At 41.6% G+C, this 22,374-nt stretch carries 20 protein-coding genes and 1 riboswitch; of the genes, 5 read left to right on the top strand and 15 right to left on the bottom strand.

The window, feature by feature from the left end:
* Window positions 1–72 precede the first annotated feature (72 nt).
* The gene (locus tag ACKA06_RS02270) at window positions 73–1,803 is read left to right on the top strand and encodes a B12-binding domain-containing radical SAM protein (protein ID WP_032089080.1); all 1,731 of its coding nucleotides are present in this window, start codon (window positions 73–75) and stop codon (window positions 1,801–1,803) included.
* Window positions 1,804–1,827: 24 nt separating this feature from the next.
* Here the strand turns inward: ACKA06_RS02270 and ACKA06_RS02265 are convergent, their stop codons facing one another.
* A complete protein-coding gene (locus ACKA06_RS02265; protein WP_269751571.1) occupies window positions 1,828–1,956 on the bottom strand; it encodes a hypothetical protein in 129 nt (42 codons plus the stop codon).
* Window positions 1,956–2,117 (bottom strand): hypothetical protein, encoded by a 162-nt coding sequence (locus ACKA06_RS02260; protein WP_032089081.1) that lies wholly within the window; start codon window positions 2,115–2,117, stop codon window positions 1,956–1,958. Before ACKA06_RS02260 ends, ACKA06_RS02265 begins: the two co-directional genes overlap by 1 nt.
* 142 nt (window positions 2,118–2,259) lie before the next feature.
* On the opposite strand from ACKA06_RS02260, the gene ACKA06_RS02255 reads away from it, so the two are divergent.
* Complete coding sequence (locus ACKA06_RS02255; RefSeq protein WP_411158963.1) at window positions 2,260–2,784, top strand: hypothetical protein; 525 nt, start codon at window positions 2,260–2,262, stop codon at window positions 2,782–2,784.
* 58 nt (window positions 2,785–2,842) lie between these two features.
* Here ACKA06_RS02255 and ACKA06_RS02250 read toward each other — a convergent pair whose 3' ends face one another.
* On the bottom strand, window positions 2,843–4,195 hold the full coding sequence (locus tag ACKA06_RS02250) for a TrkH family potassium uptake protein (protein ID WP_197671429.1): 1,353 nt from the start codon (window positions 4,193–4,195) through the stop codon (window positions 2,843–2,845).
* Window positions 4,196–4,448: 253 nt separating this feature from the next.
* Here ACKA06_RS02250 and ACKA06_RS02245 point away from each other — a divergent pair, with 253 nt between their 5' ends.
* A complete protein-coding gene (locus tag ACKA06_RS02245; RefSeq protein ID WP_032089084.1) occupies window positions 4,449–4,649 on the top strand; it encodes an alpha/beta-type small acid-soluble spore protein in 201 nt (66 codons plus the stop codon).
* Window positions 4,650–4,746: 97 nt separating this feature from the next.
* On the opposite strand, the gene ACKA06_RS02240 is transcribed toward ACKA06_RS02245, so the two are convergent.
* From ACKA06_RS02240 to ACKA06_RS02215, 6 genes are all read right to left on the bottom strand, one after another.
* The gene (locus ACKA06_RS02240) at window positions 4,747–5,841 is read right to left on the bottom strand and encodes an anti-sigma factor domain-containing protein (protein ID WP_411158962.1); all 1,095 of its coding nucleotides are present in this window, start codon (window positions 5,839–5,841) and stop codon (window positions 4,747–4,749) included.
* 14 nt (window positions 5,842–5,855) lie between these two features.
* Complete coding sequence (sigI, locus tag ACKA06_RS02235; RefSeq protein ID WP_198259522.1) at window positions 5,856–6,611, bottom strand: RNA polymerase sigma factor SigI; 756 nt, start codon at window positions 6,609–6,611, stop codon at window positions 5,856–5,858.
* A 226-nt stretch (window positions 6,612–6,837) separates the two neighbouring features.
* Entirely contained in the window at window positions 6,838–8,082 is a 1,245-nt protein-coding gene (locus ACKA06_RS02230) for a DUF5667 domain-containing protein (protein WP_214873940.1), read from the bottom strand.
* A gap of 189 nt (window positions 8,083–8,271) precedes the next feature.
* Entirely contained in the window at window positions 8,272–9,048 is a 777-nt protein-coding gene (locus ACKA06_RS02225) for a TerC family protein (RefSeq protein WP_032089088.1), read from the bottom strand.
* Window positions 9,049–9,093: 45 nt separating this feature from the next.
* Window positions 9,094–9,245, bottom strand: a riboswitch (yybP-ykoY riboswitch).
* Between the two features lie 62 nt (window positions 9,246–9,307).
* Window positions 9,308–9,769 (bottom strand): hypothetical protein, encoded by a 462-nt coding sequence (locus tag ACKA06_RS02220; protein ID WP_411158961.1) that lies wholly within the window; start codon window positions 9,767–9,769, stop codon window positions 9,308–9,310.
* Window positions 9,770–10,042: 273 nt separating this feature from the next.
* Window positions 10,043–13,126, bottom strand: coding sequence for an efflux RND transporter permease subunit (locus ACKA06_RS02215; protein WP_411158960.1), 3,084 nt, complete (start codon window positions 13,124–13,126; stop codon window positions 10,043–10,045).
* A 251-nt stretch (window positions 13,127–13,377) separates the two neighbouring features.
* Between ACKA06_RS02215 and ACKA06_RS02210 the strand changes: the two genes are divergently transcribed.
* On the top strand, window positions 13,378–14,253 hold the full coding sequence (locus ACKA06_RS02210) for a hypothetical protein (RefSeq protein ID WP_214873936.1): 876 nt from the start codon (window positions 13,378–13,380) through the stop codon (window positions 14,251–14,253).
* Between the two features lie 46 nt (window positions 14,254–14,299).
* Here the strand turns inward: ACKA06_RS02210 and nhaC are convergent, their stop codons facing one another.
* The 4 genes from nhaC to ACKA06_RS02190 all read right to left on the bottom strand — a co-directional run bounded on the left by nhaC (window position 14,300) and on the right by ACKA06_RS02190 (window position 19,715).
* A complete protein-coding gene (gene nhaC / locus ACKA06_RS02205) occupies window positions 14,300–15,706 on the bottom strand; it encodes a Na+/H+ antiporter NhaC (protein WP_074439987.1) in 1,407 nt (468 codons plus the stop codon).
* A gap of 461 nt (window positions 15,707–16,167) precedes the next feature.
* Entirely contained in the window at window positions 16,168–17,187 is a 1,020-nt protein-coding gene (locus ACKA06_RS02200; RefSeq protein ID WP_318293674.1) for an EAL domain-containing protein, read from the bottom strand.
* 126 nt (window positions 17,188–17,313) lie between these two features.
* On the bottom strand, window positions 17,314–18,882 hold the full coding sequence (locus ACKA06_RS02195) for a peptide chain release factor 3 (RefSeq protein ID WP_032089093.1): 1,569 nt from the start codon (window positions 18,880–18,882) through the stop codon (window positions 17,314–17,316).
* Between the two features lie 599 nt (window positions 18,883–19,481).
* The gene (locus ACKA06_RS02190; RefSeq protein ID WP_198259527.1) at window positions 19,482–19,715 is read right to left on the bottom strand and encodes a YueH family protein; all 234 of its coding nucleotides are present in this window, start codon (window positions 19,713–19,715) and stop codon (window positions 19,482–19,484) included.
* A gap of 170 nt (window positions 19,716–19,885) precedes the next feature.
* Here ACKA06_RS02190 and ACKA06_RS02185 point away from each other — a divergent pair, with 170 nt between their 5' ends.
* A complete protein-coding gene (locus tag ACKA06_RS02185) occupies window positions 19,886–21,103 on the top strand; it encodes a NupC/NupG family nucleoside CNT transporter (RefSeq protein ID WP_198259528.1) in 1,218 nt (405 codons plus the stop codon).
* Between the two features lie 48 nt (window positions 21,104–21,151).
* Here ACKA06_RS02185 and ACKA06_RS02180 read toward each other — a convergent pair whose 3' ends face one another.
* Together ACKA06_RS02180 and ACKA06_RS02175 are read right to left on the bottom strand one after the other, a co-directional pair.
* Complete coding sequence (locus ACKA06_RS02180; RefSeq protein WP_411158959.1) at window positions 21,152–21,712, bottom strand: GGDEF domain-containing protein; 561 nt, start codon at window positions 21,710–21,712, stop codon at window positions 21,152–21,154.
* Window positions 21,713–21,714: 2 nt separating this feature from the next.
* Window positions 21,715–22,233, bottom strand: a complete 519-nt coding sequence (locus ACKA06_RS02175; protein ID WP_411158958.1) for a hypothetical protein — start codon at window positions 22,231–22,233, stop codon at window positions 21,715–21,717.
* Window positions 22,234–22,374: the final 141 nt, after the last annotated feature.

The raw sequence follows: 22,374 nt of genomic DNA, 5'->3' as shown, positions 1-22,374 counted from the left end.
TCATTTCTGACAGAGTTGGCATACATCAGACATGAAACGTTGATCTAAGAAGTAATAAAGGAGTTATTCTCAATGAAGAAAGTCGTATTAAGTACGTTAAACGCGAAATATATCCATACCAATCTCGCCATTCGCTGCCTGAAAGCATATATAGAACCCGATTATGATGCAGAATTGGCTGAATATACGATTAAGGACCCGATTTTGAATATAGCGACCGATCTTTTTTCAAAACAACCGGATGTCATCGGATTCAGCTGTTATATCTGGAACATCGAAGAGACGATTAAAGTCATCCAGGTGATTAGAAAGATTCTCCCTGATGTGAAGATTGTTCTTGGAGGGCCGGAAGTCACTTATGATGTGCCTTACTGGCTTGACCGATTGGACGGGGAAGTGGACTTCATTGCCCTTGGTGAAGGCGAAGAAACCTTCAAACAGTTCCTTGATGAACTGCACGGAGGTGAAGACTGGTCCAAGGTTCATGGCATCGCCTACTTAGACAATGGCAAGCCTGTTATTAAACCACAGCAGAATAAAATCGACCTTAGGGACGTCCCTTCACCTTTCAGGTTTGAAGAAGATCTATCTCAGCTCTCAAAAAGAGTCACATATATCGAAACGAGCAGGGGCTGTCCATTCCGCTGCCAGTTCTGCCTTTCATCAATAGAGGTCGGAGTCAGATATTTTGATCGTGAAAAGGTAAAGGAAGATATCCGCTTCTTAATGAAAAATGGTGCAAAAACAATTAAATTTGTGGATAGGACATTTAATATAAGCAGAAGTTATGCAATGGAAATGTTCCAATTCCTGATCGATGAACATTTACCCGGAACAGTCTTTCAATTTGAAATCACGGCGGATATCATGCGGCCGGAAGTCATTGAATTCCTCAATAAGGAAGCACCTCCTGGATTATTCAGGTTTGAAATCGGGGTTCAGTCTACAAACGATGAAACCAACGATCTGGTCATGAGGAAACAAAATTATAAAAAGCTCACGCGAACTGTAACCATGGTAAAGGACGGGGGAAAAATTGATCAGCATCTGGATTTGATTGCCGGTCTTCCTGAAGAAGATTATCATTCTTTCCGTAAAACCTTCAATGATGTATTCGAACTTCGCCCTGAAGAATTGCAGTTAGGTTTCTTAAAAATGCTGAGGGGTACCGGTCTGCGTATTCGGGCAAACGATCATCAATACATTTACATGGATCACTCCCCTTACGAGATACTCGGAAACAATGTTTTATCTTTTGATGATATCCTGAAGATCAAACAAGTGGAAGATGTATTGGAAAAGTATTGGAATGACCATAGGATGGATCAAACAATCGAGCACCTGGTTACAAATTGTTTCGAAACTCCGTTTGATTTCTTCCAGCAATTCGGTTCTTATTGGGAAAGCCGCGGCTGGTCCAGGATCGGTCACCAGCTTGAGGATCTGTACAAGAGATTATACGAATTCCTTTCTTCTCAAGAAAAGCATGATATGAGCGTGATCGAAGGACTTATGAAACTTGATTATTTACGAAATCAAAAGTATAAACCTCGCAAGGCCTGGTGGGATCATGAAATGACAAAAGAAGATCGTTCATCTGTTTACCAGGAACTCTTGCGATCGCCTCAAATTGCCGGGGAAGAATTTATAGGATTGAACCTTTCGGAAAAAGAAATCTACAAACATACACTGCTCGAGAGGATTGTTTCTCCAGATGGCAGCAATCAGTACGTACTTGCTTACTATGAGCCTGCTGACGGCCGCTCTTCATTGTTTTTATTTGATAGGGAATATTCAATATAATAAAAAAGTGCTAAGCGACGACGCTTAGCACTTTTTCTTATCTTCTTTATGCTGCTTGTTTTCTTTTAATGAAGCTTCAATCAGCTTCGCTGCATTGACATCTCCAAACTCCTGACCGAATTCTTCTCGAACGGTGTCTTTTTTATTCTTCATCAGCTTCTGCCTTCTTTACCTTTTGCTGAGTTTCTATTCTTACCTTTTATGGCATCCTCGCCATGTGTATAATCGGCAGCAAATTCAGTTTCCTGTTTATTCTTCAATGGTGTCTTATTATTTTTCTCAGCTGCATCATGCTGTGCTTTTCGTTTAGCCATGGTTGATCATCTCCTTTAATCATTACTTTTCCCACTTATATATATGCTCATCCAGGAAACTGTTTTAGAAACAATAACCAAGGAACATGAATAAATGAACACGATTACCAAAGACTAAAAAAAAATAGAATGAGGAAATAAAATGATCTTACTATTTTTACTCGTATATGCACTGGCAGGATGGAAATTCGGCAATTGGAAGGAGTTTCAATCTTTTTACCCGACATTGCTATTTTTTATCATTGGGGATTTACTTTCACAATTTCTTCTTTTCGATTATTCAATGTGGGAATTCCAGCCTGCCGATCCTCTTGCTCACTATTTAAAACTAAACCATACCTTTATCGCTCTGCTGAAGATGATCATCCAATATACAGCCACGGTGGCCATCTTTATCGGAAGACTTCCAGACACATTTACCAAAACGGTCCTTTGGGTGCTGTTTTGGACATTCATCTTCGGGATAACCGAGGGATTATCTCATTATGCCGGCATTATGACTTACCACAATGGCTGGCATTTTGGTTGGGACATCGCATTCAACCTTTTGATGTTTGCGATGCTCATCATACATCATAAGCGTCCATTGCTAGCATGGGCCGCCTCCCTTCCAGTGATAATTGGATTGTGGATCATTTTTGACGTGCCCTATTCTGTTTTAAAATAGCCGTTCGAGATTTACATCAGAAATAAAAAACGGTGCCAAAATTCAGGCACCGTTTTATTTATCCGATGATTACCCTCTCTTTAGGGTAATGAAAGTTTGCCTTCTTCTCCTTTCCACCTATCATGAAGAGGAAGGAGAGGATTCCGACACGGCCGATGAACATCAGGATCATGATGACGCATTTTCCTATCGTGCTCAATTCTGAAGTAATCCCCAGTGATAAACCACAAGTACCAAACGCAGATGCAACTTCAAAGATGATCTCGACTAGTGAGTGCCTTTCCGTCATGGTTAGGATGACGATGGATAGAAAACACATAAAGGTCGCTAGAATCGTCACAACAAGGGATTTTATGATATCTTGCTCATGAATTTCCCTTCTGAAAATCTTAATGGTTTGATTTCCCCTTGAGAAATGAAACAGGAATAAAAGGTTGAGCGCAAATGTAGTAGTCCTTATCCCGCCCCCCACTGAACTTGGGGAAGCACCTATGAACATCAACCCGCTTAAAACGAGTAACGTCGCTGTAGAGAATTCTGAAACATTCATCGTCGCAAGCCCACCGCTTCGGGTAGAAGCCGATTGAAAAAATGCATAAAAGAACGATTCATGCCAGACCATTCCGCTGAAGAAATGATTGTACTCAAGAATGAGGATCATCAATGTTCCAAACACTAACAAACATCCAAACGTCAACGTCGTTACCTTTGTAAAAAGTGAAAAATGATGCTTGCTTTTCTTATTATTCATTAAGTAGTCCTTTGTCTCAATCAACACTGGAAAACCGATGGCACCCATCGTAATGAGGATGATTGTGATGAACTGAACGAAATAATCATGCCTAAATGGAATCAGCGACTGGCCGGTGATATCGAAGCCTGCATTCGTGGTGGCACTCACCGATGCAAATAATCCTTGCATAAAGGCTTCCTGCCACGTGGGATAATAGCTCATAAAATACACACCGAGAGTAAGACCTCCGATAATTTCAATGATGATAATCAAAAGCAGTATCTGCTTCAAAAGATTGACCAGGCCGGATAAATTTGTTTGGTTTTGATCTGTCATGATCAATTGGCGTTCTTTTAAGCCGATTTTCTTTCCAACAAGCAGCCAAAAAAACGTCCCGACTGCCATGACACCGATTCCCCCGAACTGAAGGACGAATATCAGCAGGAAGATTCCCGTGGTACTGAACGTGTCGGCTGTACTTACGACACTCAGTCCTGTGACACTGACTGCACTGACAGAAGTGAATAAAGCATCTATGAACTTCCACTCCACCCCTGGCTTGTGGGCGACGGGCATACTAAGCAATAATGTCGCAACCGTAACTGCAAGCAGATAATAGCTGACAATCACTTGAGCCGGCGTCAACTTATTCAGTTTCGAACGTAATGATAACCACATAATGGACTTCCCTTTCAAAGCAATAATAATATGTACTTTATCTATCTTAAATAAAATGGACATGGAAAGAAAGAAAAAAAGCAGATTTCTTCTATTTTATTCTTACATATATCAAGGAAGCTTAAAACCAACTGTCCGCACCACTATCCAATCCGAATAAAAATTACCACTCATCACTTACTAATCCTTTACGAATACTACTTGTACGGAAGCAAATAAGCTTCACGTTTTTCAAAAAAGGAGGTCATTCATTATGGCTAGAAGCAGCAACAAGTTATTAGTTCCTGGTGTCGAGCAGTATCTTGATCAAGTGAAATATGAAATTGCTCAGGAATTTGGCGTGACACTTGGTTCTGACACTGTCTCCCGTTCTAACGGTTCAGTTGGAGGGGAAATTACAAAGCGTCTTGTAAAGCAGGCTCAATCCCAGCTTTCAGGCGGTCAAACTAAATAATATGGCTTAACCGGCCGGTTCACCGGCCGGATTTACATAATAGAATAAAGGAAGGCTCATCTTAATGCTGATGAGCCTTCCTTTATAGTGTTTACATTTATCGGTTATTTTTATCTTTATTCTGCTTTTCCCTTTTGTGAGATGACTGATCTCGCTGATCTTTTCCATTTTCCCGTTTAGAATGACCATTATCATCGCTTTTATTTTTCATGCGATTTTCAGATTTTCCTCCATTGCCATTGTTAGAACTGTTCCCCGATTCAGATTCATTCTTCTGAGAAGGATGATCCGGTTCAAAATGCTTGTTTCTCTCATTGCTTTTATTCTCATTGTTTTTATTCTCTTGACTTTTTTCTTTCCCGTTACTGCTGCTTGAATCCGTCTCACCTTCATGTTTTTGTTCTGAGCCACCATGCGCATTCTTTTTGCTTTCAGCAGATTGAGGTTCTTTTTCAACTTGAGAAGTGTTGGAGTCTGCACTTTTCTCCTTTTCCTTCTCACTTTCCTCAGGAGTGACCCCGGCAGGTTTAACAGGATTTGTTTTTTCGGATTTAACAGATTCTTTTAGAAAGGCACCTGCCGTTATTCCTTTCTTTATCGCTTTATCCCGAATGTCCTTGGACGTTTCATTCATGATGATTTCATTGCCGTGCAAATTGTTATATTGCTTAACGAAAGTATTCAAGTCTTTAAGTAATGCTGAATGTTTACTGCTTTCTGATGAGTCTGTTATGGTGGACGTGATCCACACATTTTGGTCTTTTTTTAAATAACCAAGCTTTTCACTCAGAATGAGTATTTCCTCAGTTACTTCACTGACATCTTCTTTATTCCAATCCTCTAATTTCTCAATTAATATCTTCGCATCTTCATTGTACGGGGTTAAGTCAATCACCTGGTTTTCCTTATTTATAGAAAGCTCAAGGCTTGGGTTGATATCAACTGATACATAGGCATATGCTTTATTGGTTTGAATGAATGATGCAGAGAAGAGCGTAATCATAAGGATTGCTGCTGTCAAGATGGCTGCAGCTGACTTCCAGTTAAAACCGGAAATAAATCTTCGTTCTTCTTTTTCAGGAAAAAAAGTTATCTCTTCGCCTACTGTAAAGTGCTCGTTTGAGGGCTTCTTTCCATTCATAAATTGTCCATCAGGCGTCATCATAATGAGCACATCACGTCTAATTTCCATAATGATCCCTTTTTTCATATATCTAACCGCCCTTTTAAGTAATCCTTTAAATACACATAATCTCCAATCATAATCAGAGAAATGGCAATTATGTACTTTCTATTTCTCTCGATTGTTTTTCTGCTTACATTCACCTGTTTTTCTAGTTTTTTAATAGGTAAACGCTTTTTTTCTATGAGGTAATTCATTAATTCTTTCGACGTGACGACTATTCTTGCAATTTCAATCGCATTGATTCTCGCATCTTCATGTTTCGGAGATTGCTCAACAAGATCTGTAAACGATAAGTTATATTGAGAAAGCTGGTCCTGAAATTCCATTATCTCTTCTCTTCTTTTCAGGCTGTCCTCCTGCTTTTCGTATTCCTCGACCGATACTACCTGTTCGATGGTCAATCCTGATGCGTTTTCCTCATCTTCGATAAGTTTCTTATCAATACTGACATTCTCAGCCCTGCCGTTTTTTCTGATGTAATCGATCACTTTTCTCTTGATGATCACTTCTGCAAAACTGATAAAGGAAGAACCACGTTCGTTATTATATTTATAGATGGCATCATGAAATGCAATAAGACCGATGCTAAATTCATCATCGCTTTCATAAATATACCGCTTGCAAACTGAGGAAACGGTTTTTTTTATAAATGGCTTATAATCATTAATGACCAGATTAAGCAGCTTCTCGTCACCCTCTTGAATGTCAATTGCCAGATCTTCAAGTGAAGGCTTCTTCATTTTCTTCGTTAGTATAAATAGTAATAAATTTAGCATCAGTCTCACCCCATCCTGCACACTATTATACTAATAAGCTGCCATTTTTCAATGAAAAATGAGAGGAAGGGGGCCTCCAAGCCCCTTTTTCACCAGATCATGCTTTGATTGACATTTCCCGACTTGCTTGGAATCTGGTAAATAGTGCTGAAGTTCCCCCTTCAGACTGATGGATTAAACCTTTTTACCCTTCAAGATGTTTCATCCTTTTTTAACAGCCGCAAAATTAGTTATGTCCGTTCCCTTTTTGACCCTGCCCTTTTTCATGGTCGTTCTTTTCATGTCCTTGACCTTTATTTTTATGATTTTCACTCTGGCCTCTTTCTTCTTTACGGCCTTCATTCACTTGCTTTCTTTCTTCTTTCAACGTTTCGCGATTCTCTTTTTTCTGCTGCTTTCTTTCTTCACGTTCTTCTTTCGCTTCCTGCTTGACAGCTTTACGCTCTTCTTTCACTGCATTTTTATCTGTCTTCACTGGTGCTGGTGCTGGAGCAACTTCTTCTTCAACTGGTTGTTCTTCTTCAGTAGTTTCACCAGTTGGTTCTTCTGAAGTATCTGCTTTAGGTGTTTCTGTTGTTTCTTCTGAAGTTACATCCGTTTCTTCGTCGGCTGTTTCCTCTGCCTCTTCTTCTTTTGCCCATTTATCTTCGAACTTGGCAAGCTTCTCAGCTAATTTTTCATAGCTCTTTTCAATATTCTTCTGTAACGCGGCTTTTGCTTTAGGGTTTTTCACTTTTTCCATTGCTGCACTTAAAGCTGCGATATTTTGGGACATGAGTTCTTTCATTTCTTCTGTATCTTTGTCTTCTGTTGTGTTTTCTTCTGTTTTACTGCTTTCGTCTGTTGTATCTTCTTCTGACTCAACCGTTCCTTCTGTGTCTTCAGTGTTATCTTCCTCTTCGGAAGGCTGGTCAGTGTCTTCGGAAGGGGGTTCTTCTTCAGTTGAAGCCTCATCTTCCGCAGCGTCATCTTTGTCTTCTGAAACCGTATCTTCTCCTGAAGCATCTTCTTCTGACCATTTGTCTTCAAATGAATTCATCATGTCGATTGCTTTGTTGATTGCCTCGACTGCTTCTTGCTCCTGTCCATTCTGGAACAATGCTTCTGCTTCAGCCAAACGCTCGGCTGCGTATTCTGCAAGTAGTTTCGCTTCTTTGCTATCGTCCATTGTGAAAGCAAGCTTTACTTTTTCCAAAGCGAGCTTTGCGAAATAGAAGAAATCACCAGGTAATAAAGATGGAGCTTCAGTGGATTCTTCTAATTTCTCAACTTCTTCTTTTACTGAATCGATTGTCGCCTCATCGTTCACTTGTACATTTGTCTTCGAATCCGTTTCTTTCTGGTCGATAGACACAGTATCAACTTCACTATCTGAATTTGCAAATGCTGAAGTCCCTGAGAAAGTAACTGATCCTGCAAGCAATACAGCCAGTGTAGATTTCATGATTTTTAATTGTTTTTGTTTTGTCATATGTAGCACCTCTGAAATTTTTTGTAAGCGATCGCTCTATTACAAGAATTACGTGATGAAAAAATTTTTTAAGGGGGTTGCACGGGGAAAAATTCATTCTTCTTTACGATACCTTAAAGAAAACCCTGTGAAAATGTGCAAAACAAAAAGCCGGTGCAGCAGTAAAATCACGGCACCGGCTTTATATTATTACTCAGTTTCCTTTAATTCTGTTTTCTTCGCTTTGCTTTTTGAAAGTAAATATCCCCCGGCAGCAAGCAGAATGAGGACACTCCAGAAAACTGCTTTCCAGCCTTTCGATTCCGGAAAGTGACGGTCCAGTACTGCAACTTCCGGGTGAGCGAGAGTGAACACTGCGAGCTTCACTCCGACCCATCCGACAATCAAGAAGGCAGTGGATTCCAATGTCGGATATTTTTCCAGCAATTTAACAAACCAGGTTGCAGCAAATCTCATGATGACCAGACCGATTATACCGCCAAGAAACATGACAGCGAACTGTCCGCCGTCGATTCCCCCGATTTTAAACCAGCCTGCCGGCTGAAGGGTCACGGCAAGAGCGACTGCGGCCAGCATAGAGTCGACAGCAAATGCAATATCGGCAAGTTCCACCTTTAAAACCGTTGTCCAGAATCCTGAACCCTTTGCATTAAAGGATTCGCCTTCGACTGCACCCGTCTCTTTTTTCTTTTTAATAAAATGATGAATGGCCACATAGAAAAGGTATATTGCCCCGATCGCCTGTACCTGCCAGACATCTACCAGGAATGAAATCATGAAAAGGGCAAGGAACCTAAATAAGAATGCTCCAAATAATCCATAAAACAAGGCTTTTTTCCGTTGATCTGCAGGTAAATGCTTAACCATTACAGCCATTACAACAGCGTTATCGGCAGCCAGGATGCCTTCAAGACCTACCAGGATAAGCAGTACCCATCCATATTCCAAAAGCATAGACGCGTCCATGTTCGTAAGATCCCCCCTGTTAGTAAATTGTTTTCAAGTTAGGCAAGGAATTTCATAAAATAAAAAAGACCCTTGCCCAATAAAGGCAAAGGTCTTGCTTAGCATTGTTCAAAATGCCAACAAAGCCGATGGAGATATCCATGAAATGACGACTTTGTTTAGGCCGAAGCCTATAGCTACTCCCCTTTGACAGGTAGAAAACGTATGTTTTAATATATACATTTTATTTCATTTCTAGAACAGCGTAAAGAAATATGCCTCACCTGAACCTGAGTAAGACGGAGCGCAGTGCAAGACCGATGAATAAACCGGGTATGACACACATCATCGGAAAGAAAATTGGACCTATGAACCGCCCCAACAAATATACTTTAGGCGAAAGCATCAGACCCACGGTGACAAAGTAAGCAGATAGTACAAATGGCAGGTACGCATACTCTTCTTCTTTTACCACGGAGATTTTATACGCATCCCACATGGCAAACATATAAAGACAAGGATAAAACATCAACCACTGATAATCAATCACATTTGCAGCCTTTTGTGTTTCTCCCAGAAAACTGAACATGATTGCCTGATTGAAGTTGCTTTGTACATTGATAATGATCTCAAGAAGGACAAACAGAGTTCCCTTAAACCACAGGCCGACCAATAATTGAGGAAACCCCGGAAGTGCAATACTCCAGAGGATCCCTTCTGTTTTCGTGATGGTCTTCTTCATGAATATCCACTGTTATTGAGTGAAATCTTTGATTCAATAATCAACATGTATCGCTTAAATATATTAATTAATCGGTTGTTATGTAGATAAAGGGAATGTAACATCTTGAGAATCCTCCTATAGATGTATCTCCATTTATTTTTACCATTCTCCTCCCAATTATTACGCTGATTCATTCTTGTGGTTAGTTTCCTTCTTATACGAGTGCTACGAAAAAAATAAGTTCACCCTTTCCACCGAACATTCTAAGCCCGGGATCAGGGTGAACTTCACTTAATATTTAAAGGTTGTCTTTTTTCTTTTCATCCGTCTGGTTTCTTTGTCAAAGAAACTGTAAACGACAGGAATGACGTAGATAGTCAACAAAGTACTGCTGACCAGACCCCCTATCACTGCAATACCCATCGGCTGATTGATCTCTGTCCCCTCTCCTATTCCGAGAGCCAAAGGAAGCAGGCCAAGGATGGTCGTCAGGGCAGTCATCAATATCGGCCTTGTACGATCCTGTACAGCTTCGACGATCGCCTCAAAGCTGTTAGCGGCGGTTTCTTTCCGCTGGTTGATGTAATCTACAATGACAATGGCATTATTTACTACGATACCAGCCAAGACGATCACACCGATGATAGCTGATATGCTGATCGGCGTTTTGGTCATGGTAAGGGCAAGGGAAACACCAATCACCATTAACGGTACAGTGAACATGATCACAAATGGATATTTAAATGACTCAAATTGCGCGGCCATCACCAAGTATACAAGAACAATGGCCAGTCCAAGTGCAAGAGCCATATCGTCAATCGAGTCTTCAAGAAGCTCTCTATCCCCGCTGAATGAAACTTGTGTGCCGTCAGGAAGATCAAGCTTTTCTATCTTTTCATCCACTTCTTTGGAAATGGTTCCAAGATTGGTCGCTGATGAATATTTCAGATCGAATTGGACAGCATGCTGCTGATCGATTCGCTGGATGCTGACCGGTCCATCTTCTATGCTGAAATCCACAACCGAATCGAGTGCAATATACTCCCCTCTTCCATTAGGGATCAGCAGTTTTTTTAATGAATCCAGATTCTCGGTTATATTGCGGTCATACTGTACAAATACACTAAGTACATCCGAATCCTTCGTCACGATTTGGGTGGCCATCACCCCTCTTGTGATATCCTGGACTGCCGCTCCGATTTGAGCTGGTGTAAGACCTTGTTTTAATGCCTTGTCTTCATCGACGCTCATTTGAATTTCTTTCACCGTCTCCATCTTATCCGTACTGAGAGCTGTTACGTTTTTCATATCCTTCAGTGAATCGAACAGGCGGTCTGCAGATTTATCAAGCCTGTTTGGATCAGTGTCACGGACATTAAAGGTCAAAGTTTGCGGACTGGTACCCGAAGTGGATTGCAGATTGAAAGAAATCTCAGCTGATTCATTCACGCTCCGGGCAGCTTTTTCTATCTCAGGTTTAATGTCATCTGCAAATGCAAAGATGGATCGTTCTCTTTCTTCAAGAGGTTTCATCTTTACGTATATTTCTGCTATATTTCCTTTTTCGGAACCCCTGAATGATTCTTCCTGAGTTGTGCCGACAAGGCTGACAAATACATCAACATCTTTTTGCTTTTCCAGATTCGCTTCAATTGCCTTAACTGTTTTATTCGTCTCGTTTATGGAGGAGCCGTTTTCAAGCTCGACTTTCATATTGAAAAATCCTTCGTCGGTCGGAGGCAGAAATTGAGTACCGACAGTAGTCAGTCCATAGCCTCCGGCTGCAAGGGTGGCAATAGTGATAAATAAAATAACGAACCTGTGGCGCAGAGACCATTTGATGCTTTGAATGAAACGTTTGCGGGTCTTTGAACGCCTGCGCCTTGCTTCAAGATTTCCTTTTGGTTTCTTCAACAGCCTGCTCGCGAGCATCGGGATTACTGTCAGGGCAACCACCAAAGAAGCAATCAAGCTGAATGATATGGTCAGGGCAAATTCAGTGAATAATTCCCCCAGCAATCCTGAAATGAATACGACCGGAAGAAAAACCGCAACCGTCGTTAAGGTTGATGCTGTAATGGCTGCCCCGACTTCCTTTGCACCTTCACTTGCTGCAGTCCGGGAATCTTTCCCTAGAGATAAATGTCTGTATATATTTTCAATCACCACAATTGCATTATCCACAAGCATTCCGATACCGAGTGCAAGTGCGCCAAGTGTCATAATGTTCAGTGTGAAATCCGCAAAGAACATGAGGACAAACGTGACAATGACTGAGTAAGGAATTGCAACCCCTATGATTAATGGGCTTTTTATATTTCTGAGGAATAAAAATAGCACGAGCATGGCAAAAGCTCCGCCAATCAATAGTGAACTGGTAATGTTGCCAATTGCTTCAGAAATATAGTCACCTTGATCAAATAAAATGTTGGATTTTATGGATTTATATTGATCCTGTTTCAGCAGCCTGTCTAATTCTTCTTGAAACGCTTTGGAAACAGAAGCTGTATTGGCATCTGACTGCTGAAGAACGCTGAATAGGACGGCAGGCTCCTGATTTGCCCGGGTGGAGGTATTGGTACTCTGTTCCTTGCGTTCCACAGTTGCTACTTCTTTTAATGTAATATTCTTGCCTGTTTGAGGGTTCACTCCTAAAACAAGCTTTTTTATGTCATCGATATTCTGCATTTGATTGATGACCCTTGTCGTCAATGTCTGGCCATCTGTTTCGATGGTATCGCCCGGTGAAGTGATATTGTTCGCCCTTACTGCATTGACGATATCAGACTGCTTCAATTGATACTTCTTTAATGACTCTTGATCTAGTTCAATGACCACTTCATCGTTAAAGGAACCTGAAACATTTACATTGGCAACGCCTTCGACCCTGGTCAGTTCCAACTTTAGTTTTTCTGCCAGTGCCTTTAAATTATTCCCTTCCCCTTCTTCTCTCAGTGATACCTGGATGATGGGAAACTGGGCCGGGTCGAATTTCAAGAATCTGGGCTGCTGTGCTCCGTCCGGCAGAGGAGATTGATCGATTCGCTGGAGTACGTCATTTTCAATTTCGTCGATGGAGGTCGTCCATGAAAATTCTAGGAGAATGAAGTTGGAACCTTCCCTGGAAGTGGACTGGATATTTTTCATTCCAGGAAGTGTGGATAGGTTTTCTTCCAATGGTTTTGTAACTTTCTCCACGACCTCTTCGGGGCTTGCTCCCGGATAATTGGTCACTACGACCCCTACTGGGGGATTCAGATCTGGAATGAGCTTTAAAGGAATTCTGAATAGGGAGACTCCCCCTAATATCAAAATTAATAACATCGTGACAACCGTAAATACTGGACGGCGTATGGAAAAATCACTGATCTTCAATGATGCTTCTCCCCTTTCTAGGTTTACTTCTATTTAGTTCATCATTTTTATCTATGTACTTTTATACCAAATCTCTGGCATTCCTATCACACAGGGAATAAATTGCAGCTAGCTTTACTATAAGTCCTTCCTGATGAACCTTCAATATTAAACCGTCCTGCCGTTCAAATGTTCACACATTGGTCACCAAATAAATAATTTCAGGCGTTTTTGCGAACGATAAACTTATCCTTTAATGAGGGAGTATAATAATGCCAAACTGGATTCCGTTTGCAGCCATCACCGTTTTTAGTATCTTCCTTATGGCCTATACCGTTTTAAAAAACCGTGATAAATCCCATATGATTGTAATCTTTTGGCTCTTTATCTGCGGGCTTGCTTTTTTATTTGAGTTCATCATTTTTGTTCTGTTCAAAAGCTATGAGTATGATCCCGGAATTCTTGCCAATGAATATAACGACAGTGTGCTGGGTTCTCTCGTTTCACAAGCCTTCGCCGTACCAGTGGCCATTACATTTGTCGTTGTAACACATTTAAGAATCAGGTGGATCATCCTTATTATTGGTCTTTTTTTCTTGATTGAAACGCTGTTCATATATCTGGATGTGTATGTCCATATTTGGTGGAGGACTATTTTCACTACATTTTTTCTGATACTGACTGTAATACTTTCAAAGATATGGTGGAAACACATGGATAACAACAGGTCACGCTACATCAACTTTACCACCCTGTTCTTTGCCATGCTGACCCTGGCTCAATCGGGAGGCTGGTTTTTTTCCTCTTTATTGAGTTTGTATGAATTGCCGATCTATGCGTTCCCAGAGGAAGCGAGAAATAATATTACCGGGAATTTTGTCTATCTATTTTTCACCACTTATCTTTATACACTTGTCATTTATTTTCGGAACACCGAACTTTCATTCACCATAATGACTGTCGCCTTTTTATCATTCATTGAGATAGCAATGGTGAATCAGGGAATTCTGTTCCTAAAGGCACCCGTTTATATATTCCTGCTTCCTGCATTTCACTTACTTCTGATTCAGACAGGCAGGCATGTATACAGCCGATACTTTAAGGTCTATCCAAAATCAGCACAAAAAAGACTGCCCCATCATGATTAACCAAGAAACCTGGCCAATCGGATGGAAAACAGTCTTTTTTCTTTCGTTATTGGTTAGTTGCAGGTTTTATTTTTGTATTTTCCCGTTTTATTGTCCACCCCGTAAACCCATACAGAATGGTAATCAGAGGGGAGACGATGCAGAATACGGCAAACGGAAGGTATTCAATGGTAGATACACCAAGGACATCTGTCAGAAAAATTCCACACACACTCCATGGAACTAAAGGGTTAACGACGGTCCCGGCATCTTCCAGGGTCCTGGATAAATTCTTCGGATGAAGGCCGAGTTTCTTGAATTGATTCTGAAAGGCTTCTCCGGTCAACAAAATGGACAGATACTGTTCACCAACGACCACATTCACTCCGATTGCAGAAAGAGCCGCAGCAAAAATGGTACGTCTTGCTGATCCGATTACCCCTGACAATTTAGAAAGAATGACAGGAATGATCCCCAGCTTGAATAGCAGACCTCCCAGACTCAACGAAAGAATGACTAAAGAAATGGTGAACATCATGCTTTCCACCCCTCCCCGGGTCAACAGCGAATCGACGGCTTCCACTCCGGTTTTTGATGTGAAGCCAGAGAACAGCACTGAAAAAATGTCTTTGAGTCCCATTGAAGAATGAATGAATGAAATGGATACTGACACTGCGACGTTTATCGCAAGTGCAAGCAGGGCAGGGACCTTAAATGCAATAAGCAGCAATAACAGTATGACAGGGATGAAACTGTACCAATGAATGAGACCCGACTGACTCAATCCATTTTGGATTGCCTGCAATTCCGCAAAGTCAACCTGCTGCTTCCCCGGTGATAAAAATAGAAACACGGCAAGGGTAATGATGAATGCTGGAATGGTCGTCCACGCCATATTTCGGATGTGGGTAAACAGATCCACTTTTACAATGGAAGATGCAAGGTTTGTCGTATCAGACAGCGGAGACATCTTGTCCCCGAAAAATGCACCTGATACGATTGCCCCTGCAGTAACTGCCATGGACAACCCCATCGCTTCACCAATTCCGATGAGAGCTACCCCGATGGTCGCAGCTGTTGTCAGAGAGCTGCCGATCATCACTCCGCTTAAAGAAGTCAGCAGGAAAGCGACCGCGTAAAAAAACTGCGGTGAAACCAGGTCAAATCCATGGAACATCAAGGTTGGAATGGTTCCGCTGATCAGCCAGCTGCTGATCAGAAGGCCAATGAAAATGAATAACAATACGGCTCCCAGTCCACCTTGCGCACCGAGAATCATCCCTTCTTCAATATCCTTAAACTTCAAACCGCGAATGAACCCGTACACCATGAGAATGAATAAAGAAATGATGATCGGGATGTGCGGTACTGCTTCCAAACGGATGATGCTGAAACTGATAATAGCTAGTATGATCATTAAAATAGCAATTGCCTCGATTAATCTGGGATTTTGTACAGGTTTGATGTTTAACACTTGTTGTCACTTCCTTTTATATTTGTGTCGTCATGGTTAGCTTTAGCATGTGCAGAAAATAGAAAAAACCCTTCTATCCCTCATATAGGGACGAAGAGTTTCTCCGCGGTACCACCCTAGTTGGAGTTCAATCTCAAAGTAAGATCATGAACTCCCGCTTCGTAAAGACTGCCTCTTTATAAAAGTCAAAGTGATACGACTTTTATGAACACTGTAATTCAGATCATCTTTGACCTAAGCTTCCACCTTCCGCTTAGTCTCTGGCTGCTGTCAAAAGAGCTCCTACTGATTTGTCCAAGACATTGACTATTTATTTTCACACTTAAACGCTTTTAAGCTTTTATGCACTAAAGTAATTGGTTATAGTTATTATTTTATCATGATGTGAAGGGAAGTCAATATGATAATATAAAAAAACTCCATGCTCGATTGACATGGAGTGAAGTTTCCACAAAAATTGCTTACAATGCGGAAATCAACGGCTTTTCAGGGACCAAAGCAGGCTTGCCGATCAGGTAGCCCTGACCATAGTTGACTCCGACCTCTTTGCAGAATGCGAGCTCTTCTTTTCGTTCAATTCCTTCAGCCAGTACGGAGATGCCCAACTCCCGCGCAGTTTGGATGACTGTTTTTAAAAATTGCTGTTTATCAGTATGCCTGTCGCATCCTGAAATATAGGTACGATCGATTTTGACAATATCGGGCTGCAGGAGTGAGAGCATTTCAATTGTGGCAAACCCGCTCCCCACATCGTCCAGAGCCACTTTCATTCCTTCACGTTTATAGACTTCCAATACGGACTTCAGATGGGATACATCCTCGATCTTCTCTGTTTCTACCACTTCAAAAACTAAATCCTCCGGGTTCACTCCGTATTTATCAACGATTTGGAAAGTATGTTTCAGGCAATACTCAGGATTGTATATGGTCGATGGCAGAAAATTAATAAAGCTCTTAACGCCTTTTTCAATATTGCCCACCCTGCTTTCGATCGCCGTCTTCCTTGCACGCTGATCCAGCATGGAATGAAATCCGGTTAATTCAGCAGCTTTGAACAATTGCCCTGGATTTATCTTTCGTGAAGGATCAGCACTCCGGAGAAGACTTTCATACGCATACAATTCATATCTCTCAAGCTCCATGATCGGCTGCAAGTAACTCACGAATTCACCTTTCTGGATCAGTTCTATCATGTCCCTGTATTTCATTTTATTTAGGAAATCCTCTGCGGAATAATATTCACCAGGTTTATCAGAACTCGAGATACTGCATGTCCATCCTTGTTCTACCAGTATATGAGCATATGGCTCAAGAATCTCATAAAGTGATTCTATATTATGAAATGGAAGAACATAGGTGTGATCATCTTTTTGTAGTGCTTCTCTCAACGGTTTGATATCGCATTCCTCATGAAATAAATAAAGATAACCAGTTTCATAGAAATTCATAGTGGTACGGCAATTAGCGCATCCAGTATTCAATAGATAACCCCATTTCCAAAAAATAGTCCTGGTTCCATCATAGACCTTTTTACCTATTCATTACTAATGATTAAGCTTAGAAAGCAAAAAAAACCCTTCAAAGACTTCTCTTTGAAGGATTTTTTATTACATCAGGCTGTATAGCTTTATGTCAGGATGCTTATCTGAGAACCATCTCATGGCAAAGTCGTTTTCAAACAAGAAGACGAGATTTTCGTGCCTGTCTTTTACCAGCATACTTCTTGAGCTGGACATTGTTTCTTTAACGTCTTCCTCATTTTCGATCCATCTGGCGATTTTTGAACCGATCGGCTCCATTCGGACGTCAACATTGTATTCATTTTTCATCCGGTGTTCGAAAACTTCGAACTGGAGCTGGCCGACTGCTCCGAGAATGACATCCTCGGTTCTAGTTTTATAGTATTGGATAGCACCTTCCTGTACGAGCTGCAGGATCCCTTTTTGGAAGTGCTTCTGCTTCATAACGTTTTTTGCGGTGACCCGGACAAATAGCTCAGGTGTAAACTGCGGCAGTTTTTCATACTGGAATGGTTTCTTCCCTGCGGTAAGGGTATCGCCGATTTGATACGTGCCTGTATCGTAAATTCCGATAATGTCCCCGCTGACTGCTTCATTCACCGTACTGCGGTCGTCGGCAAGAAACTGCGTTGATTGAGCCAATTTAATATTTTTCCCGGTCCTTGGGAGATTTACCGACATCCCTCTTTCAAACTGTCCGGAACAAATGCGCAGGAAGGCAATTCGATCCCGGTGGGCCGGATTCATATTAGCCTGGATCTTAAAGATGAACCCTGAGAACTCTTCATTCACGGGATCCACTTCCCCAATGTCCGAATTTCTGGGCTGAGGCGACGGTGCAAATTGTAGATACGTCTCAAGGAAAGTCTGAACCCCAAAGTTCGTCAGTGCGCTTCCAAAGAACACAGGCGAAAGCTCACCGCTCGCAATCTGCTCCCGGGAAAAGTCGTTTCCTGCCTCATTGAGGAGAAGTACATCTTCCAATGTTTGATTATAAAGGTTATTATCCTTTAGGGAGTGTTCACCGGCGATTTCCCCTTCATCATTAAGAGGAATGAAGCGGTCCTCGTCTTCAACACGGAATTGTTCAATCCGGTTGTGGAAACGGTCGTAAATCCCAAGAAACTCTTTCCCCATACCGATCGGCCAGTTCATAGGATACGATTGGATTCCAAGTACTTCTTCGAGCTCTTCCAATAATTCAAGCGGTTCACGTCCCTGACGATCGAGCTTGTTAATGAAGGTGAAGATCGGAATCCCTCTCATACGGCAGACTTTGAACAGCTTAAGGGTCTGGGCTTCTATCCCTTTGGCGGAGTCGATGATCATCACTGCACTGTCGACTGCCATCAATGTCCGATACGTATCTTCAGAGAAATCCTGGTGCCCGGGTGTATCCAGAATGTTCACCCGGTAGTCATCATAATCAAATGCCATTACTGAGGAGGTAACCGAGATTCCCCTCTGCTTTTCGATTTCCATCCAGTCCGATGTTGCAAACTTGCCTGATTTCTTCCCTTTGACGGTCCCGGCGGCACGGATCGCTCCCCCGAACAGCAAAAGCTGTTCCGTCAACGTTGTTTTCCCTGCATCAGGGTGAGATATGATAGCAAAGGTCCGTCTTGACTGGACCTCATCTTTAAAGTCTTTTTTCATTCATAAAATCCTTTCTCGACATTCTTCCCTTCTCATCATATTCTTTGTTCATACAGAAATCAATACTTTAAGAGGAGTACTCATGTGCAGTGGCATGGGGCTTAAGGCGAATTAGACGGGAAGGCGGTCTTTGCCTTCTTGGCCGATTTGGCTTAAGTAATGTGTCCTCTAGCTGCCGGAGCTGAATCATACTAAAGTGGAGACGGCCGGGGCAGAGACGTGAGTCTATTAGATGATCATGTAAGGGATCGTGCAGACTGTAAATGGCAGTTTCACCTAATGCATAGAGATTTATTTGACGAGTGGCGCAATTACCTTTGTAAGGGGCGCAATTATTTTATTTAAGGGTACAATTAAGGAGACTGCGGCCCCGTTATCACTGAAATCCTCCCTGGACTGGCTTGGAATAATCCCATAAATGATGATTAGAACCATATTCAAAAAGGTTTTTTTAAAAAACCACAAAAAAAGATCATATTTAACACAATATGACCTTCCACACAAAAACGTATTAAAGATAATCTCGAAATCCCCGAATTCCGGACAGCACATCCCCATAACGAATTAACAGCTGCCTTCGTTTCTGGGTGATTCCCAAGTCACATCTCCCTCGTCCACTGCAATATCCGACTGGCGATCACCCCTGCTTTTTCCTCAGAAACTCTCCTTTTCAATGATTGAAATATGTTCTCCTGAATATCATCATCTTCATATGTAAATAAATAAGACCATTCGATGTCGGGAATCGCAATCAAAAACAGTTCTTCTTTCTTATTTTCATGTATAAATACTTTTTGTTCCAGACCTTCCATAAAATTTTTTCTTATTTTCATTTTTGTATCCCCTTTCATGAAAACGCTGTAATAGCGCATACTAATTTGGAACTTGTCCGTACATCTTAGAAAAAAACGTGTAATTGTAGGTTGTCAGACTTCTGAAAGAATTGTAAAATAAAAAACCGAAAGCATCAAGTTTGTTACTTAATTATTATGAGGTGAAAAGAATGCAGTATTTATGGGGTATTGTTGGAATTTTGGTCGTACTTGGAATCGCTTTCCTGTTTTCTTCCAATAAAAAGAAAATCAATTTCAGGACGGTCCTTGGGGGACTTGCGATTCAATTATTATTCGCTTTCCTCGTCCTTAAAACATCTTGGGGGCAAAATAGCTTAGAATGGCTGACAATGGGAGTCAATCAAATCATTAACTATTCGAACGAAGGGATAGAGTTCCTGTTCGGAGGATTATATTCAGAGAAGTCAAATATCGCATTCGTCTTTGCGTTTAATGTTCTTCCTGTAGTTATTTTCTTCTCAGCATTAATTTCTGTACTTTACTATTTAAAAGTGATGCAGTTCTTCATTAAAATTTTGGGAGGCGGACTATCAAAGCTTCTCGGCACGAGAAAAGCCGAGTCCATGTCCGCTGCAGCAAACATTTTTGTTGGTCAAACTGAAGCACCATTGGTCGTTCGTCCGTATCTTGCCAGGATGACTGAATCAGAATTATTCGCGGTCATGACCGGAGGATTGGCATCTGTTGCCGGTTCCGTTTTAATTGGTTATTCACTGCTCGGTGTACCGCTTGAGTTCCTGCTTGCAGCAAGTTTCATGGCGGCGCCTGCCGGATTGGTCATGGCAAAATTATTTGTGCCAGAAACGGATGATACGCCTGAACCCGCAGAATTCGATATGGAAGCGGATTCCGAGTCTACAAACGTCATTGATGCGGCAGCAAACGGTGCCAGTGTCGGACTTACTCTTGCACTGAACATCGGTGCAATGTTACTTGCGTTCATCGCATTGGTCGCACTGATTAATGGAATCCTTGGCGGTATCGGCGGCTGGTTCGGTGCTGATAACTTATCAATCGAATTGATCCTTGGTTACGTGTTCTCACCGCTTGCCTTTGCAATCGGTGTCCCTTGGAGTGAAGCAGTTACTGCCGGTAACTTCATCGGTCAAAAGCTTGTCATCAACGAATTTGTTGCATACTCTGCTTTTGCTCCTCAAATTGAGGATCTTTCTGACAAGACAGTTGCGATCATCTCATTCGCTCTTTGCGGATTCGCTAACATTTCTTCATTGGGAATCTTGCTTGGGGGGCTTGGTAAACTTGCTCCAAACCGCAGAGGCGACATTGCACGTCTTGGAATTAAAGCGGTAATCGCCGGTGCTCTTGCATCATTATTGAGTGCTGCGATTGCAGGTATGTTCATTTAATAAGAAAATAGGTATTAAAATAAAAGAGAAGGCAATCTGCCTTCTCTTTTATTTTGCCTCTTTTATGACATGGTCCAAATCACCGGAATACATTCCTCCGCCTTCCAGGCACACCCTTTTCTTCCCGGACTGCTTTGCTTTATACAACCGCTTGTCTGCAAGCGAAAGAAGTTTACCGGGTTCGTTTTCCTCAAAAGAACCCGCCTGGCCGAAACTCATTGAAATCGGAAGCGAGCGTGCATTTCTCAATTCCTCGTATAATTTATCAAGGAAGCTGGTCAGATGTTCTTCTTCAAAACGGGGTAACAGCAATGCAAATTCTTCACCGCCATACCGGAATGCCTGTCCTTTATGATCGGATGAGAAAGCACGCAGTATATCACCGACTTCTTTGATCACTTCGTCCCCTTTTTGATGTCCATACTCATCATTCACTTTCTTAAAATCATCAATATCTCCGAGAAGTAAACTGAATGACTTTCCGGATGCTGCATTTTCCCTCAGCTTTTCCTGAAAGGAACGGTGATTGAATAACCCCGACAAATAGTCCTGATGCATCAGAAAATGATAAGTTTCTTTCTGAACAAAATGGGAGCGTTCCCTCAGCATGATCAATGCACCGAACACACCGATGATGCAGAGAAAAAAACATTCATCATCACCGTGAAATAATGCTCAAAAAGGCTTAAGTCAACTGTCATATAGCCCATGGCAATGTATGCAGCATTGAATGATAAAAGTGAGATGAAAGCCCCTTTTGTCCTCCAGTAAATGGTGGCATGAAGGACAAATAAAATTGAAATCGGATATAACGGACTATGTACTCCCCCTGACAATGCCATCAGCCAAATAAGGGCAATGTAATCAAACAGGATGCCGGCTTTTAAAACACAGTGAAGATTCTTTTTATTATCCCTCATCCGATAAAGAGCGATCTGCGTTACAAGCATATAAATACAGCCTGCTGTCAGCAGGTAAGGAAACAGCTCTGTTTGTGATGGAATGTTTATTGAAAACGGCGGGACATAGAAAATCATGACTGAAACCAGGAGGAACAGCCATCTCAGGTACGAAAATAATTTTTCCGTTTCATAATCATTCAAATACAATGATAGTTTCATTTTTTTCATTCTTTCTTTTCCAGATTTAGTAATACTTTAAATGTAGCAAAAACTGGCTGGCCCGTCTATGAAAAATCGAGTAGGAGGGGGTGACTAACCCCCGACCTCTCACACCACCGTACGTACGGTTCCGTATACGGCGGTTTCATT

Origin of the sequence: Rossellomorea oryzaecorticis (genome assembly GCF_045897515.1) — a bacterium.
In the GTDB taxonomy this organism is placed as follows: domain Bacteria; phylum Bacillota; class Bacilli; order Bacillales; family Bacillaceae_B; genus Rossellomorea; species Rossellomorea enclensis.
The sequence above is the reverse complement of the archived record's forward strand: the minus strand, read 5'-3'. Positions and strand labels throughout refer to the sequence as shown.